The following is a 15,754-nucleotide window of genomic DNA, read 5'->3' as shown; positions in this document are numbered from 1 at the left end:
CTGCGCCGCCCGCACCCTTTTTCTTTATTCGGCGGCTTCCAACGAAGCCAGCGCGTCATTCGCCGCAGCGGTGGGCACCAGATATTCGCCCGGACGAGCCCCGGTATAACCACTGCCGTCAAAGGTCTTGACCCCATTCACCAGCGTCAGCCGCATCGGTGCCGCCGGACGAGTAAAGCGCCATGTCGTACCGCCGTCGCCATCGGGCACGTCGAACCGCTTTTCCATATTGCGATATTCGACCTCGCTCAGGTTGAAGACGGCAATGTCGGCGCGCCGCCCGACCTTGATCTCGCCCGTATCATGGAGGCCGAAGAAATTGGCGAGCTTGCCCGTTTTTACATGGATCGCCTGCTCCAGAGTGAGCAGCCCTTCCCGCACATATTTGGTGAAGAGCAGGATATTCTCGCCGCCACCGCACAGCATCTGAAGATGCGCGCCCGCGTCGGAGATATTCCCAACCGTCTGCGGGTCCAGCATCAACTGGATGGTCAGGTCCTCATCCTTCGGGAAGGGCGCCATATGCACGGTGGATTTGGTGCCATTCTCAAGAATCCACTGCGCCATTGCGTCCGAACGGTGCAGGCCACGCGACTCCGCGAACTCCTTCAAAGTGCCGCCCACGGGGCCGGTGCCATTTTCGCTATCCAGCAGATACAGGTCCTGCGGATTATTCATCGGCGAATGCGGCCACGCCTTGGTGTCCCAACTCTCCCGCGCCCGCGCCCGCCAATCGGGATCGGCAAGCAGGCGTGCCTTTTCCTCATGCGTTTCGGCAAGGACGACTTCATGCCAGACATAGTCATTGGACTGGGCGAAGATCAGCGACTTGACGAGGCTCAGCGTGCTGGTCGGCGAGACATGCGCATAGCCGGGCCAGACATCGATCCCTTCTTCCTTCAGCTTCGCAAGGGTGTCCTGCAATCGGGGCAGAATATCCTTCTGGAATTCCAGGGTCGGAATGCCACCCGCCACCTGCATACGGATCGCCCGGCCTTTCGCCAGCCGCCCAAGCCGCTCCAGGCTTTCCGGTCCGGTCTTGCGCATGAAGGTATCGATGATGACCTGATAAGTCGTGCCGGGGTAACGCTCCATAACCGTAAAAAGCGCTTCGAACTCCGCGTCATCGGCGAGCAATGTCGGGATGGCGCGGTCGTCGCCATCATGATCGTGCAGATTGTCCGACAATCCAAGAGCGCCAGCGGCCAGCGCATCCTCCAGCAGTTCGGCCATGCGCGCAATCTCTTCAGCCGTTGCCGCGCGATCCCATGCTTCAACGCCCATCGCAGCGAGACGCAGGGCAATATGACCAACGAACGCAGAGTAATTGGCAGGCAAGCTGATGTTGCGCGCCATCGAAGCCTTATATTCCGACCACTTCTCCCAGTCCCATGGGACGTTCTGGAGGAAGGGCTTCAACGGAATATCCTCGAAGAAGGAGAAAATCTTGATCATCTCCAACTGCGCGGCCTTTTCCTTCGAAAGCGGCGCTGCGCTAAAGCCGCAATTGCCCAGAATTACCGTGGTCGCCCCGTTGCCGGGCAAGGGGTCCAGATCCGGTTGCCACCACATCGTCGCGTCATAATGGGTATGGCTTTCGATGAAGCCCGGCGTCACATAGCACCCACTGGCATCCACCACTTCCTCACCGGCGACGGCGGTCAGACCCGCGCCGATCTCGGTGATCCTGCCGCCTGCCACGCGCACGTCAGCAGCATAGCCGGGCGCGCCTGTGCCATCGACCACCGTGCCGCCACGGATCAACATGTCCGTCATCTCTCTCTCCTCTTGAGGCTTGTTTTCCCTCGAGCCGAAGCCATTGCATCTGTGTCGCCCGGTCACCGGCGATCGTGCTGGATGCAGGCTATCGCGACCCGGCCGACCACCGCAAGTTCACTGCCGGACAAGTGGGTGGTAGGATCATCGAGTGATCCCGATCGGGATTGATCGGTGATCCCATCGGTCGGGACCAGGATGCATCGGTCATCTGGACACCATCAGGCCCGGCGGCCCAAAGCGCCCTGACCAGGACGATATCGCTTCCCTATCAAGCCGCCGATTGAAGCCCTCCGTCGACTCCCTGATCCGCAATGCCCGTAGCGGTAGAGAGCCGTTCAGGCTCCATCATCAGTGCGACAAAATGCCACCACGCAGGAATAGCGGGGCGCAGCGCTAACAACTGCCCCTGGCGACGCACCGCGACCCAACGGCCATCTTCGCGTTCAAATTTCCACTGGGGATCGCAATTGAGCGGAACCTGTTCGAATTCAGGCGCACCGTTCTGCCGAAGACCGATCGCCCGGAGCTGACTGGGAACTTCGCGGCATGCGCCTCCGGGAAACTCGACGAGAACGGACATGATCTACTCCATGCCAGCGGGTGGTCAAACCGCCGCCTCGTCCAAACGCACGACAAGGGATTGAGTTCTCGAAATAAGGAGAGGACATGACGCATCATGTTCGTGATAGGGCCGTCGGGAGCAGCAGAGCCGCTCTCCTACAGGCATCGACAGTCGCGCCGAACCCCGCATGTCCGGGGTTCGGCGTAACATTCAATCGTCAGTCGACATTCTCGATCACCAGCGCGATGCCCTGACCGCCGCCGATGCACATGGTGATAAGGGCATAGCGGCCGCCGATCCGCTTCAGTTCATAAGCCGCCTTGATCGTCAGGATTGCGCCGGTCGCGCCGACAGGATGACCAAGCGCGATGCCCGACCCGTTCGGGTTCAGCTTTTCCCCATCGAACTGCAACGCGTTGGCTACCGAAAGAGCCTGCGCCGCGAAGGCTTCGTTGGCTTCGATCACGTCCATCTGATCCAGCGTCAGCCCGGCCCGTTTCAGGGCAACCGGCACCGCCTTGATCGGGCCTTCACCCATATATTCCGGTTCCACCCCCGCATGGCCCCAGGCAAGTATCTTCGCTAGCGGCTTCAGCCCGCGCAGTTCCACTTCGCTTGCCGTCGCCAGGACAACGGCGGCCGCGCCATCATTGATGCCGGACGCGTTGCCTGCGGTAACCGTGCCATCCTTCTTGAACGCAGGACGCATGGCGGCCAGCGTCTCGGCGCTGGTGTCGGCGCGGGGATGTTCGTCCGTGTCGAAGATGGTCACGCCTTTGCGCGTCTTGATCTCGACCGGCACGATCTGTTCCTTGAACCGGCCTTCCGCGATAGCCCGCGCCGCGCGCTGATGCCCTTCGGCCGCCAGCGCATCCTGCTGTTCGCGCGTGATGCCATGCCGTTCGGCGCAGTTTTCCGCCGTCACGCCCATATGGTATCCGCCGCTCGCATCCTGAAGCCCGCAGACCAGCGCGTCCTCTACCGGATTGTCGCCCATCTTCCGGCCCCAGCGCGTGCCATGATCATGATAGGGCACATTGGACATTGATTCAGCGCCACCCGCGACGGTGATCGACGCTTCACCCAGCTTCATCATCTGCGCGGCCGATACGATCGCCTGTACGCCCGATCCGCAAAGCCTGTTCAGTGTCAGCGCCGGAACCTCAAACGGGACCCCTGCCTGCAAGGCAATGGCGCGCGACAGCATGCCATCGCGGGCACTGGTCGGCATGACCTGACCGATCACGACATGCTCAACGTCGGAAGCCGACACACTGGCACGGGACAGCGCTTCCTTCACGACGATGCTGCCGAGCTGCGAAGGCATGAAGGGCTTCAGCGAGCCGCCGAAATCGCCAATCGCCGTCCTGACGCCGCTGACAATATAAATATCTTCCATCTCTGATCCTCTGAGCAATGGGATGCGCCGTTCCGCACTTGCAGGCGCTCATGCGCCCCCACACGCAACTGTCAAGGACAATGCGCACCGTGCCACATGGGTGGCGGCGGCGCCTGACCATATAGGAATGGCTATGCTTGCCGACCAGATCAGCCACGACATATGGCCAAATCCCGGTCGGCCCGTTACGAACAAACCCATGACCAGCACCGCCCAGCGCGCCATCAGCGAACATGTCGTCCAACGCACCAGCAAGGGACAGCGCACCGTCGACCGCTTGCTCGACACGGCGGAACTGCTGTTCGCGCAGAAGGGCTATGAAGCGACAGCGTTACGGGACATCGCCGCGGCGGCGAACATTCAGCAGCCCGGCCTGTACAAGCATTTCGAAAGCAAGGACGCCCTATACCGGCAAGTTCTGCAACGGGCGCTCCAACCCTTGGCGGACGAGATGGAGGCGACCATCAGCCGGTCGCCGCGAGAAGCCTCCTTTCGCACGCTGTCCGACAAGCTGATCGATGTGCTGGCACAGCATCCCAATGTGTCCATGCTGCTTATCCGGTCGATCCTGTCGCCCCCATCGGATCGGGACGAGATCGGCATGGCCTGGGTAGAACGGCTGATGGATTATGGACGGCGGATCACACGCGCGGCCGAGGTCGAGCCTCCGGCCGAGGATCTGATCCTCCAGATCGTTGCCATCTTCAACATGATGTTCGGCTATTTCTGGGCCGCCCCTCTTTCTCGAGGATTGGCAGGCATTGACCCGCTCTCTCCAGCGATGATCGAGCGGCAAAAGGCGCTGCTGAGCCGATTTATCGCGACGATCGAACAGGACCAGCCTGACGGGAAAGTCACGGCAGGCGCCTCACCGGAATAGCGGTCAACGTGCATCTGCCTTGTTTCCGATCCGTAACGCCTTAAACTGCCTTCTCACATTTTCGCGAGGCGGGGACGCCGATCGCCCAGCCTGGTCCCGGAGTAATAGTACAAACGATGTCCGCCACCCGTCTTTCCAGCGTCGGTCGCCGCGCTTCCATCATTGCAGCGGCCAGGGCGGTTTTCGCGCGCCACGGGTTGGAAGGCGCGCGGACGCAGCAGATCGCCCGCGCCGCAGGTGTGTCGGAAGCCCTGCTGTTCCGCCATTTTCCTACCAAGACGCACATCTATCGGGCCGTATTGCGCGAGGTGATCGCAGACCAGAACAGGGTCTTCCGATCATTCGGTGACGCCGAAGCCAGCACAGAGGGCTTGCTCGAAATTTTGCGGCGTACCTTCAGATATGCGACCGCCGGGATGTACGCCCTCAATGCAGAAGGCTTGCGCATGGTCTTAGGCAGCCTTGCCGGCGACGGAGGCTACGCTCGCCTCGTCTATCGCCGGGCCTTGCGCCTGACACTGCCCAATCTGGAAAAGGCGTTGCAGGCGGCACGGGCCGACGGGGGAATACCCGGAGAGGCGCTTTCGACAACGAATGTCGGCGCTTTCATAGAACATATCAGCACGATGATGCTGGTGGCGCGCTGCCATGAAAAGACTGCGATACCCTATGAGGAAGATCGCGTGTTGCGCGACGCGATCCTCTTCTGCGCACGCGGGCTTGGCGTAGCGGAACCACGCATCCAGCGATTCCTGGAGCAGATGAAATCATTCGAGCCCGAAACCGCGGCATTCATCCGATCGGGAACGCCTGTCACGCCGTAGGATGTGAATTGGGAACCTTCTTCACCAGCTTCGACGGATTCGAGATAGGCTCAAAGCACTGCCATGAACCCCCGCAGGAACATCGACGCCGCACGTTCCGCATAATACCGCCGTTCCAGCTTTGAGATGGAATGCCCGCCCGCCAGCAGACGGTTGCCACGCATCGCAAGCACCAACAGTTGGCGCGCGTGCCAGTCCGCACTCTCCTTGATGCCCAGGCTTTCCAGCCAGGGGATCAACCCCGTCACCCACGGCCTTCGCAGGATAAGGTAGACCTCCCGCGCCAATGCAGCGTCCCGGCGGGACTGACTGATGACGACGCGGTGCAACCGGATTGAACGACTGGAAGCCAGGTTATCCAAGGCCGCTTCCACATATCGGCCTAATGCCGCCGGATCGGCTTCACCCGACGTCAACGCTGGCGGCTTTGCCGCGCGCGCGCAGTCTTCGGCCATTATGCGCATTGCAGCTGCAAACAGCCCGGCCTTGCTGGCGAAATGCCGGTAGAGCGTACCCCGCCCAACCCGTGCCTCTTCCCCGATAAGGTTCAGGTTGGCGCCTTCAAAGCCCTCATCCAGAAAATGGCGCCCTGCTACATCGAGCAAGGTCCGGATATGAGGAAGCGGCTCCTCACGCAGTGGCGGCTCGGCGTCGAATAACGGCTCCGGCGAAGGCAAGCCATTCGACTCTCCCGGCCGGATACCCTGAACGAAAAGCGCCACCGATTGTTGCACTATCCGCTCGCGATGTTCTGGCGAAGCGGGAGGAAAGCCCATGAGGACAACCGGGCCTTCCACCGCAAGCGATCCGAAATCCAGCGCCAGTTCCAGCGGCACCGGGCGGTCAACGCCCTTCTCCCTCGCATAATCCTCCAGCGCTAGCCGCACCGGCTCCAGCCGCATGCCCTGCCCGTTCTGCAACGACGACGCCAGGTCCGGCATCTTGTGCGCGACGCCAGCCGCAACCCAGAGCGCGCCGAACATTCCCTGATCCAGCGCCGAATCCAGAATCGCCCGTGCAAGTCCCGCCAGTTCGGACCCGCCTGTCGCGGCACTTTCATGCGCCGCCGCCGCGCGAGCATCGAACTCCGCGCCCTGCGCATCCAGCGCCGCCCGGAACAGCGCTTCCTTGTCGGGGAAGTAGCGGTAGATTGTTTCCTTGCTGACACCTGCGGTGCGGGCGATCGAATCGATGCTCACCGCGTCAAAACCGCGCTCGACAAACTGGGCGCACGCCGACGACAGCAAATGCCGGACGCGCGGCGACGCCAGTTGGCTCCCGGCCTCCGCTACCACTTTCATTCAGCATCCCCGCACATTGGAACCTGCTATAACAGGCTCAGGCACCGATGCACCCATGCTTCTTGACGAAAACCGAACGGTTCGATACCGTTCGGTCATATAGAAAGATGGAGAGCGATAAAATGGCATTGCCATGGACGGAGCGGCCGCTCGAACCGTTCGGCGTCGAAATCGGCCTTCGGCTGCAATGGCCGCTGCCCGACGGATTCGAACAAAGGCTGACCGAGCTATTCGATCGCCACAAGCTCATCCTGTTCCGCGATCAGAAGCTCAGCGAGGCCGATCAGGTCCGGCTGCTCGAAAATTTCGGCCGCGTCCTGGGATCGCACGGTGAATATCGCGAAATCTCCAGCGATGGCGCCCTCGGATCGGGGCCGCTCACCTGGCACAGCGATCTGGCTTTCACCGAAGAACCCTTCAAGATCATCTCGCTGCATGCCGTGGCCGTAAATGACGGACAAAGCTGGACCGACTTCGCCAACGGCGCGGCTGCGGCCGCCGCCCTGCCGCCCCAACTGAAAGCCGCCGTCGCAGGCCGGGAGGCAGTCACGGTGATCGCCCCGATCCAAACGCACCGTACGGTCGGCTACGACAGTTCGACCGACCTGCCGCATCAGATACGCCCGGTCATCATCCCCCATCCCCGAACCGGCGAGCCCATCCTCTATATCAGCGACATGCAGACCGCCCGCATCACCGGCATGGACCAGCCGGAAAGCGACGCCACGCTGAACGCCCTGTTCGCCGAACTCTATCGGGAAGATCGCGTCTATCGCCACCACTGGAATAATGGCGACCTCGTCATCTGGGACAATATCGCGCTCCAGCATGCGCGCTGCGACCTCACCGGCATGACGCCCCGCCGCCTCCAGCGCATCGTCGTCGCGGACAAGAGCTTCTTCGACCTGCTGCCGCAATTCAAGGTGGGGGATGAACGGATCAGCGCCTGGGGTTCAGGCAACAAGCAATTGGTACTTGATTGAAGGAACGACAAAAGATGGTCGACATTCCCTATCTCGCGCGCGGCCTGATGCCCGTCGAAACGGACAGCAGCATACTCATCTCATCGTCCAAATATCTGAACAATCCGCGCCTGCGCGAATGGCTGGCGATGATCCTGTTGCGGCGAAACGGCTCCGACGTGCCGCCGCCTGCGGAAATGTACGAGTTCCTCCCGATCCTGGATTCACTGCGCGACTTCGACGCGATCGAAGACATGTTCACGCAGGAGAGAAAGGTAAATCCCGAACTGGACGCCTGGTTCAGCGAAGGCTTCATTTCGACCTACAAGATCGAAGATTTCCAACAATATGAACCCGGCTCCCTGGGCGGCATCTTCTACCAGCAGATGACGGCCGGAGATTATGAGATCCAGATCACGCCCTGGAAAGAACCGGAAACACAGCTTCAATTTTACAATCTGCGTTCCGGCCAGACGCATGACTTCGAACATATCCTTTGCGGCGGCGGCTTCAATTTCATGGGCGAACTGGTGCCCTATTGGTATCGCCTGACCAACGTGCCAAAGCATATGCGCAACCCGCATCTCGCGGCGGAGGTCAACATGATCCAGATTTTCGGATCGCTCCGCTACACCGTACGCACGATGCTGCATTATCCCGAAGTGTGGCCGACCGCCGTCAACGCGATCCAGCGCGGCATGAAGGTGGGGCAACAAAGCGAGGCCCTCTTCATGAAGAAGCTCGAAACCGTATTCCACCTGCCGCTGGCCGAAGCGCGCGAGGCGCTGGGCGTGCGCGGCGTCGAAGAGGTCGATACGTCACAAGAAGGCGCCTTCTGGGCGTCGGACGGCAAGACCAGCCTCGAACCCATCGCGAGGGCAGCCGAATGAACGCATGCGACCTGCTGATCCGTGGCGGCACCATCGTCGACGGCAGCGGCGGCGAGCCCTTCATTGGCGATGTCGCCATCCATGAGGGAAAAATCGTCAGCGTCGGCGCCTTTACCGGAAAAGCCCGCGAAGTCATCGACGCAACGGGCCTCACCGTCACGCCCGGCTTCGTTGATATCCATACCCATTATGATGGTCAGGCCATCTGGTCGGAGGAACTCTCCCCCTCCTCCTCCCATGGCGTGACCACGGTCGTGATCGGCAATTGCGGCGTGGGCTTCGCGCCTTGCCGCCCTGCTGATCACGACCGTTTGATCCGCCTGATGGAGGGTGTCGAGGACATCCCCGGAGTCGTCATGGCCGAAGGGCTCAGCTGGGATTGGGAAAGCTTCCCAGACTATCTGAACGCCCTCGAAAGCCGCCCCCGCGACATCGACATTGCCGCCCTTCTGCCGCACAGCCCCTTACGCGTATTCGTGATGGGCGAACGAGGCGCGCAGCGCGAGGCCGCGACCCCTGCCGACCTGCAAAAGATGCAGGCCCTCACCCGCGAAGCCTTGGACGCGGGCGCGATCGGCTTTGCAACCTCGCGCCTCCTCATCCATCGCACAAAGGCCGGAGAGAATATCCCCAGCTATCAGGCCGATGTCGAGGAACTCAAAGCCATTACGGGCGCCATGCGGGATGCGAATACCGGCGTGTTGCAGATGGTGCTGGACGCCCCCTTCTCCAGCTGGACCGACGAACTTGCCCACCTTCTCACCGTCGCAAAGGCGGCGAACCGGCCAGCCACCTTCACGCTTGGCACCTCCAATACAGGTGAGCCCGTCTGGCAGGACGCGCTCCGCATCTGCGAGGAAGCCAATGCGCAGGGCCTCAAAATCAGCCCGCAAATACTCCCCCGCCCTGTCGGCATGATCTGCGGCTTTGAACTGTCCAGCCACCCCTTCTCGCTCTGCCCAAGCTATGAGGCGATCGCCGCTCTCCCCCTCGATCAACAACTCGCGCATCTGCGCGACCCGGAATTTCGCGCAAAGCTCATCGCGGAACAACCGCATGAGGGCCATCCCCTGGCGATGATGACCCGCAACTGGGACTGGATATTCCCCCTGTCCGACCCGCCCAACTATGAACCTCCGGCGGAAAGCAGCGTCGGCGCTCAAGCGCGCAGCGTGAACCTCACACCGGAACAGGTCGCCTACGACCTCATGATGAACGGCGGCGATGGCAGGGGGATGCTCTACAACACACTCGGCAACTTCTATAATGGCAGCCTCGACACGGTGCATGACCTGATCACGCACCCGGACACGGTCATGGGACTGGGCGACGGCGGCGCCCATTATGCGGCAATCTGCGACGCAAGCTATCCCACCTTCCTGCTGACCTACTGGACCCGCGATCGCGCAGGGCCAAAGCTCAGCATCCCTCAGGCCGTCCGCGCCCTCACCTCACGCCCGGCCGAGACGATGGGCCTGCGCGACCGGGGCAGGATCGCTCCCGGCTACAAGGCGGACATCAACATCATCGATCTTGAGGCCCTGCGTCTCCACGCTCCTCATATACGCTACGACCTGCCCGGAAGCGGGCGACGGCTGGACCAGAAGGCCACCGGCTTCGTTGCCACCATCGTCTCGGGCGAAGCCATCCGCCGCACCGACAACGCGACCGGCGCGCGGCCCGGGCGGCTCGTCAGGGGCGCTCAAACCGCACCAGCTAACACGGTGGAGGAATATGCCTGAGCGTTGTAACGTGGGTCACTGACCCACGGGAGAGATGCAAATGGCAACAGCGGTACATGTCCCGCAAGCTGACTGGGCCGCCATGCGCGCCATGTTCGGCGATCGGTTCAGCGACAACGCTGCCATCCGCGATCATCATGGCCGGGCGGAGACCTTCTACCCGGCCATGCCCCCGGACGCGGTTGTCTTCCCCCTCAGCACGGAGGAAGTCGCCGCAGCGGTCATTTTCTGCAAGGAACAGGGCATCGCCGTCACGCCTTACGGCACCGGCACATCGCTGGAAGGCAATTTTCTGGCGGCAAGAGGCGGTCTTTGTATCGACCTCTCCCGCATGAATCAGGTGCTGCGCGTCAGTCCAGAAGACCTGGACTGCACCGTGCAGGCGGGCGTCACCCGGAAGCAGCTCAACAGCGAGTTGCGCGACACGGGCCTGTTCTTCCCCGTCGACCCGGGCGCCGACGCATCTCTCGGCGGCATGGCTTCCACACGCGCCTCCGGCACCAACGCGGTTCGCTACGGCACGATGCGGCAGAATGTGCTGGGGCTGACGGTAGTGCTTGCCGATGGCCGGATCATCCACACCGGCGGGCGGGCGCGTAAATCCGCGGCCGGGTACGACCTCACCGGGCTGTTCGTCGGGTCCGAAGGCACGCTCGGCATCATCACCGAAGTAACCTTGCGCCTCTATGGCCAGCCAGAAGCGGTTTCCGCCGCCGTTTGCGAATTTGAAACAGTGCGCGGCGCGGTGAACGCAGTGATTCAGACGATCCAGATCGGCCTTCCCGTCGCCCGTATCGAACTGCTCGATCCGCTACAGATCCGCGCGATAAATGCCTACAGTCGGACCAACTATCGCGAATGCCCGACGCTGTTCCTCGAATTTCACGGCACGCCTGCGGGCGTTGCGGAACAGGCGGAAAACTTCGGACAGATCGCCACCGACAATGGCGGCGGACAGTTCACCTGGGCGACGAAGACGGAGGACCGAACCGCCCTCTGGGAAGCACGCCACAAGGTCCATTATGCCAATCTCGCGCTGCGGCCAGGGTGCAAGGCGATCGCAACTGATGTCTGCGTCCCGATTTCGCGGCTTTGCGACTGTATAGAGGAAACGCGCAGCGCCATTGAGGCAAGTGGCCTTACTGCACCGATCGTGGGTCATGTCGGCGACGGAAACTTCCATGTCATCCTCGTCTTCGATCCGAACTCGGCCGAGGAAACGCAAAAGGCGAAGGCATTGTCGGAACGGATCGTCGAAATCGCTCTCGCCATGGAGGGCAGCTGCACTGGCGAGCACGGCATCGGCATTGGCAAGAAAGCCCATCTCGTTACGGAGCATGGCGCCGCTGTCGAGGTGATGCGCCAGATCAAGCGGGCACTCGACCCGGATGGCATCATGAACCCTGAAAAGGTTATCGACCTTTGACACAACCCTCGTTCATCGGAATCTGAGGATCACGCGGAAGGCAGGCGGCTTTCAGCGTCCAGCCTTCCGCCGCTGCTACCGCGCTTCCAGCTGATCACCATTATCGACAGCAAATGTCCAACGGCGGGACCGATCGCAAAGAACAGATGTACGCCCGCCACCCCTGCCGATCCTGAAGACCTTGGATCAAATCCGAGCAAGCCCACGACGGACAAGGCGATGCCCACGGCCACCGCATAGGCCGCGTTGGTCGTCACATTGAACACGGATGAAAACAGCCCGGCCCGCTCCACGCCGCTACCCTCGCGATGACGGTCTGCCACATCATAGATCATCGACCGCAACATCAGGTTGCCCGATCCCTGCGTCAGCCCCTGTCCCACGATCAGCAGGATGAACAGCCACATGCGATCCGGCGTCAGGAACAGTACCATCAGGTTGATCGCAACCTGCACGCCCTCGGCCATGATCAGCGTTCTCAGCCTCCCGAACCGGTAACTGATCCGCGCCCATAGCGGCGCTGCGACCATGCCGAATGCATATTGCAGCATCAGCAGCATGGCAGGTGAAGCGATGCCCATGTAACGCGTCACGAAGAACAGGAAAACGGCAGTGCGAAAGCCCTGCCCCAGCGCGACGAAGAAATCCGACGCCACGATCCGCCAAAGCGCTGCATCGGTCAGCACCGCCTTCATCCCCTGCCGCCAGTTAACGCCTGTGGAGGCGCGTTCCGGCAACGACGGCTCGCGAAAGAGAAAGGCGATCAGCACCATGCCAACAGCAAGGACAGCGGCGACGAGCGCCCCCATCGATCCGACCCGAACCTCAGGATTGCCCCGGCCCAGCGCGTCCAGCACGGCAGGCAATACCAGCACCAGAAAGATGCCGATGGACGACCCTGTCTGGATATAGGCTTGGATACGCGCTCGCTCGACCGGCGACGACGCCATCTCCCCACCCCAGGCGTAAAGCGGCGTGGACGTGGCAGTCCACCCCAGGCACAGCAGCAACAGCCACCCACCAAGATAGAGCGGCGTGGCTCCGGCAGGCGGGGAAAAGACCGCGAGCAGGGACAGAAGGAACAGCACACCGCCGCCCAAAATCCAGGGTTTCCGCCTTCCAATGGGTGTGCGTGTGTGGTCCGAAGCCCACCCGATCACCGGATCGGCCGCCGCGCTCCACAGGCGACTGATCATGAAGACCAGCCCGACGGTCGCCAGGTCCATGCCGATCACCGTCGCGTAAAAGGCAGGCAAATAGGTCTGGAGCGGAATATTGAACCCGCCGGTCGCGATGCTCGTCACGGAAAATGCCGCGAGGCGCGGCCCCGACTCACGCGCCTGCCCGGTCATGCGAACCGACATTCGTGAAGGTGGAAAAGCACACCAATCATCCCGGCTGAAACCTCCCCATTCCATTCATCAGGCGCTGCCAGCCGCCGATCCCATCCCATATCCGCCAAATTCCGAACCCGAAACGCAAATTGCATTTTTTGCAACACAGGGTGTCTTATTATTCGTTTTACAGCGTGCTATCGGCCCCTTGTCTATCCACAAGGGGATTATCATGAAGCTTTCTATTGCCTTCGCGGCGGCTCTGTCGCTCTCGCTTTCCGCTGCGGCGATCGCCGCTGACGCGCCCGCGATCAAGACCAATGCACTTGTGAAGACGGTCGACGGCCGCAAGGTCGGCTTTATCGACCGCATCCTGAAGAATAACGCGGGCGAAACGACCGGCGTCCAGATCATCTACAGCGGCCGTTTCGTGGTTATTCCCGTAACCACGCTCAGCACGGCGGAAAAGGGTCTGGTCACCAGCCTGACCGCCAAGGAAGTGAACCGCCTCTAAGGCGTGCCGGGGCGCTGCATGGGGGTCGGCTACGGCTGACCTGACCGCAGCGCCCTCTTCCCGAGCGTAGTGCGACGGCAGTCCTATTGCCGTTGCGAATTGATGTTGCCGCCGTCCACGACGATCTCCGCGCCCGTCATGTAACTCGCTTCATCCGACATCAGGAAACGGATGACGCGTCCCAGTTCTTCCGGCGCGCCATAGCGGCCCAGCATGATCCGCCGCTCGAAATGCCCCGGCAAATGCGCCTTGGTCTCCGCAATGATCGGCGTATCGATCATGCCGGGACTCACCGCGTTGATGCGCACCCCATCAGCCGCCAGTTCATCCGCCATCGAATGGACCAGCGATATCACCGCACCCTTCGCGGCGCTGTAGATCGGGATCATCCCATTGCCCAGCGTCGCGTTGATGGATGACAATGCGACAATGGCGCTCCCCGGCGATGTGCGCAGATCTTCGCGAAAAGCCTGGGTCATAAGGACGATCGACCGGACATGCAGCGCCAGTCCCGCATCCCAGTTTTCCGGCGTCACTCCGTCGATGCCCGTGGCTTCGGCCGTGCCCGCGCAGTGCACGATGCCACCGATCGCGCCGATCGCCGCCCGTGTCGCGATGGCGGCGGGGGTTACGGCCTGCGGGTTGCGCAGATCGACGCTGAAACCCGCCGCGCGCACGCCATAGCGGCTCTCGATGATGCTCGCCGATCCGGCCGCACCTTCCGCATTGATGTCCCACAGGGCGACCGGCCGACCGACGGCAGCCAGCGCATGCGCCGCCGCCAGTCCGATACCGGAAGCTCCGCCCGTGATCACGACGCCAGTGCCGGGCGATCCCAGCCGGGGCGTGAAGTCGGCGTCATTGTCCAATATCGGCATGGCAGCGTTCCTCCTTATTGCTTCTCCAGATCGCGATAGGCCGCCGCGACAATCTCAGGCCGCATGCTGCCGTTCAACCAGGTCGGCCAATATTGCGTGAGATACAGGAGGAAGAACTTGCGTTCGGGGTCCATCCAGCATGCCGTCCCCGCAGCACCCGGCCAACCGAACACACCCGCTGGCACCGAACCCGGCCAGTCAAAGAAGCTGTTGGTCTGCTCACTCGCCTTCAGCGATACGGACATGCCTGCGCCCATGCCGACGTTCGACAGCGTATAACCGATCGGCACGTCCACATGCGTCACCGCGTCGGGCAGCAGGTTCGATCGTGCGATCCGCACCGTCTCCGGCTTCAGAATGCGTACGCCGTCCAGCTCCCCCTCGTTGAGCAGCATGGCGGCAAAACGCGAATAATCATGCGCCGTCGACACCATGCCGCCGCCGCCCGACGGATAATAAGGCCGCGCATAGAGACTGTCCGCCGCATCATCGGCCAATGCCCATGTCCCGTCCTCCTCCTGCTGGGGAAGATCGGCAAAGCGGGCGGCCTGATCCGCCGTGATGGCAAAGCCCGTATCCACCATGCCCAGTGGATCGAACAGGCGCGTCTTCAGGAAGGTTTCGAACGGCATGCCCGACGCCACCTCGATCACCAGCCCAAGCACGTCCAGCGCGACGCTGTAATCGAACCGCGTGCCGGGATCGGTCGCCAAGGGCAGGGCGGCAATACGCTCGCCCAATTCGGCAAGCGTTGCCGGCACCGGGAGATCGCCCGGACCCGGCACCCACTCCCGCGAACCCGGCGCCACGCCATGCTTCGTATAAAGCTCGCCCAATGTCATGCCGTCCATGCCAAAGCCCGCCGTATGGGTCAGCAGGTGGCGGACAGTGATCGGGCGAACCGCTGGCCGCGTCACTTCCGGGTCATCACCCTCGATGACGCGCATCTCGGCGAAAGCGGGCAATATCTCCCCGATCGGCTGGTCCAGACCAATGACGCCATCCTCGATCAGCATCATCGCGCCGATGCCGGTGATCGGCTTCGACTGGGAAAAGACGCGGAAGATGGACCGCTCGTCCACGCCATCCTGGCGCGCATAGCCCAGCACGCCTTCTCCATGGTAGCGAACCGGACCATCCGCGGTTCCCCACGCAAGGATGCCGCCCGATATGACGCCCTGCTCGACAAATTCGCGCAGCTTAGCCTCGGTTTCCGGCAGGCTGATGACGTCCGGGCTAGTCTCGATCATGGCAGCAATCCTT

14 protein-coding genes are annotated in these 15,754 nt (G+C 62.0%); 7 read left to right on the top strand and 7 right to left on the bottom strand.

All coding sequences use genetic code 11. The features are described from left to right. Positions 1–24: 24 nt before the first annotated feature. The 3 genes from ACZ5TH_RS14715 to bktB form a co-directional block, all read right to left on the bottom strand. Entirely contained in the window at positions 25–1,776 is a 1,752-nt protein-coding gene (locus ACZ5TH_RS14715) for an N-acyl-D-amino-acid deacylase family protein (protein ID WP_464795698.1), read from the bottom strand. A gap of 271 nt (positions 1,777–2,047) precedes the next feature. Beyond that, entirely contained in the window at positions 2,048–2,359 is a 312-nt protein-coding gene (locus ACZ5TH_RS14710) for a hypothetical protein (RefSeq protein ID WP_464795697.1), read from the bottom strand. A 199-nt stretch (positions 2,360–2,558) separates the two neighbouring features. Further along, positions 2,559–3,740 carry a beta-ketothiolase BktB gene (bktB, locus tag ACZ5TH_RS14705; RefSeq protein WP_464795696.1) on the bottom strand — a complete coding sequence of 394 codons (1,182 nt, stop codon included), beginning with the start codon at positions 3,738–3,740 and terminating at the stop codon, positions 2,559–2,561. A gap of 199 nt (positions 3,741–3,939) precedes the next feature. On the opposite strand from bktB, the gene ACZ5TH_RS14700 reads away from it, so the two are divergent. Then, positions 3,940–4,620 (top strand): TetR/AcrR family transcriptional regulator, encoded by a 681-nt coding sequence (locus ACZ5TH_RS14700; protein ID WP_464795695.1) that lies wholly within the window; start codon positions 3,940–3,942, stop codon positions 4,618–4,620. Between the two features lie 116 nt (positions 4,621–4,736). Next, the gene (locus ACZ5TH_RS14695) at positions 4,737–5,444 is read left to right on the top strand and encodes a TetR/AcrR family transcriptional regulator (RefSeq protein ID WP_464795694.1); all 708 of its coding nucleotides are present in this window, start codon (positions 4,737–4,739) and stop codon (positions 5,442–5,444) included. A gap of 50 nt (positions 5,445–5,494) precedes the next feature. On the opposite strand, the gene ACZ5TH_RS14690 is transcribed toward ACZ5TH_RS14695, so the two are convergent. After that, positions 5,495–6,745 (bottom strand): TetR/AcrR family transcriptional regulator, encoded by a 1,251-nt coding sequence (locus tag ACZ5TH_RS14690; RefSeq protein ID WP_464795693.1) that lies wholly within the window; start codon positions 6,743–6,745, stop codon positions 5,495–5,497. 122 nt (positions 6,746–6,867) lie between these two features. On the opposite strand from ACZ5TH_RS14690, the gene ACZ5TH_RS14685 reads away from it, so the two are divergent. From ACZ5TH_RS14685 to ACZ5TH_RS14670, 4 genes are read left to right on the top strand one after another with little or no spacing between them, the layout of a single operon-like run. After that, positions 6,868–7,728 (top strand): TauD/TfdA dioxygenase family protein, encoded by an 861-nt coding sequence (locus ACZ5TH_RS14685; RefSeq protein WP_464795692.1) that lies wholly within the window; start codon positions 6,868–6,870, stop codon positions 7,726–7,728. 14 nt (positions 7,729–7,742) lie between these two features. Then, entirely contained in the window at positions 7,743–8,597 is an 855-nt protein-coding gene (locus tag ACZ5TH_RS14680; protein ID WP_464795691.1) for a hypothetical protein, read from the top strand. Further along, positions 8,594–10,339: an N-acyl-D-amino-acid deacylase family protein gene (locus ACZ5TH_RS14675; RefSeq protein WP_464795690.1), complete on the top strand. Its 1,746-nt coding sequence runs from the start codon at positions 8,594–8,596 to the stop codon at positions 10,337–10,339. The genes ACZ5TH_RS14680 and ACZ5TH_RS14675 overlap by 4 nt, the downstream gene beginning before the upstream one ends. Positions 10,340–10,379: 40 nt before the next feature. Then, entirely contained in the window at positions 10,380–11,765 is a 1,386-nt protein-coding gene (locus ACZ5TH_RS14670) for an FAD-binding oxidoreductase (protein WP_464795689.1), read from the top strand. A gap of 29 nt (positions 11,766–11,794) precedes the next feature. On the opposite strand, the gene ACZ5TH_RS14665 is transcribed toward ACZ5TH_RS14670, so the two are convergent. Beyond that, positions 11,795–13,117: an MFS transporter gene (locus ACZ5TH_RS14665; RefSeq protein ID WP_464795688.1), complete on the bottom strand. Its 1,323-nt coding sequence runs from the start codon at positions 13,115–13,117 to the stop codon at positions 11,795–11,797. Positions 13,118–13,331: 214 nt separating this feature from the next. Here ACZ5TH_RS14665 and ACZ5TH_RS14660 point away from each other — a divergent pair, with 214 nt between their 5' ends. Then, positions 13,332–13,613, top strand: a complete 282-nt coding sequence (locus ACZ5TH_RS14660; RefSeq protein ID WP_464795687.1) for a hypothetical protein — start codon at positions 13,332–13,334, stop codon at positions 13,611–13,613. A gap of 83 nt (positions 13,614–13,696) precedes the next feature. Here ACZ5TH_RS14660 and ACZ5TH_RS14655 read toward each other — a convergent pair whose 3' ends face one another. Beyond that, a complete protein-coding gene (locus ACZ5TH_RS14655) occupies positions 13,697–14,491 on the bottom strand; it encodes an SDR family NAD(P)-dependent oxidoreductase (RefSeq protein WP_464780075.1) in 795 nt (264 codons plus the stop codon). A 14-nt stretch (positions 14,492–14,505) separates the two neighbouring features. Continuing rightward, positions 14,506–15,741, bottom strand: coding sequence for a serine hydrolase domain-containing protein (locus ACZ5TH_RS14650; protein WP_464795686.1), 1,236 nt, complete (start codon positions 15,739–15,741; stop codon positions 14,506–14,508). Positions 15,742–15,754: the final 13 nt, after the last annotated feature.

This window comes from Sphingobium sp. TomTYG73 (assembly GCF_055394245.1).
The sequence above is the reverse complement of the archived record's forward strand: the minus strand, read 5'-3'. Positions and strand labels throughout refer to the sequence as shown.

Coding starts and splice junctions, on each gene's coding strand:
- ACZ5TH_RS14695 (WP_464795694.1), top strand. CDS start 4,737: ATGTCCGCCACCCGTCTTTCCAGCGTCGGTCGCCGCGCTTCCATCATT.
- ACZ5TH_RS14670 (WP_464795689.1), top strand. CDS start 10,380: ATGGCAACAGCGGTACATGTCCCGCAAGCTGACTGGGCCGCCATGCGC.
- ACZ5TH_RS14675 (WP_464795690.1), top strand. CDS start 8,594: ATGAACGCATGCGACCTGCTGATCCGTGGCGGCACCATCGTCGACGGC.
- ACZ5TH_RS14700 (WP_464795695.1), top strand. CDS start 3,940: ATGACCAGCACCGCCCAGCGCGCCATCAGCGAACATGTCGTCCAACGC.
- ACZ5TH_RS14680 (WP_464795691.1), top strand. CDS start 7,743: ATGGTCGACATTCCCTATCTCGCGCGCGGCCTGATGCCCGTCGAAACG.
- ACZ5TH_RS14660 (WP_464795687.1), top strand. CDS start 13,332: ATGAAGCTTTCTATTGCCTTCGCGGCGGCTCTGTCGCTCTCGCTTTCC.
- ACZ5TH_RS14685 (WP_464795692.1), top strand. CDS start 6,868: ATGGCATTGCCATGGACGGAGCGGCCGCTCGAACCGTTCGGCGTCGAA.
- ACZ5TH_RS14655 (WP_464780075.1), bottom strand. CDS start 14,491: ATGCCGATATTGGACAATGACGCCGACTTCACGCCCCGGCTGGGATCG.
- ACZ5TH_RS14650 (WP_464795686.1), bottom strand. CDS start 15,741: ATGATCGAGACTAGCCCGGACGTCATCAGCCTGCCGGAAACCGAGGCT.
- bktB (WP_464795696.1), bottom strand. CDS start 3,740: ATGGAAGATATTTATATTGTCAGCGGCGTCAGGACGGCGATTGGCGAT.
- ACZ5TH_RS14665 (WP_464795688.1), bottom strand. CDS start 13,117: ATGACCGGGCAGGCGCGTGAGTCGGGGCCGCGCCTCGCGGCATTTTCC.
- ACZ5TH_RS14690 (WP_464795693.1), bottom strand. CDS start 6,745: ATGAAAGTGGTAGCGGAGGCCGGGAGCCAACTGGCGTCGCCGCGCGTC.
- ACZ5TH_RS14710 (WP_464795697.1), bottom strand. CDS start 2,359: ATGTCCGTTCTCGTCGAGTTTCCCGGAGGCGCATGCCGCGAAGTTCCC.
- ACZ5TH_RS14715 (WP_464795698.1), bottom strand. CDS start 1,776: ATGACGGACATGTTGATCCGTGGCGGCACGGTGGTCGATGGCACAGGC.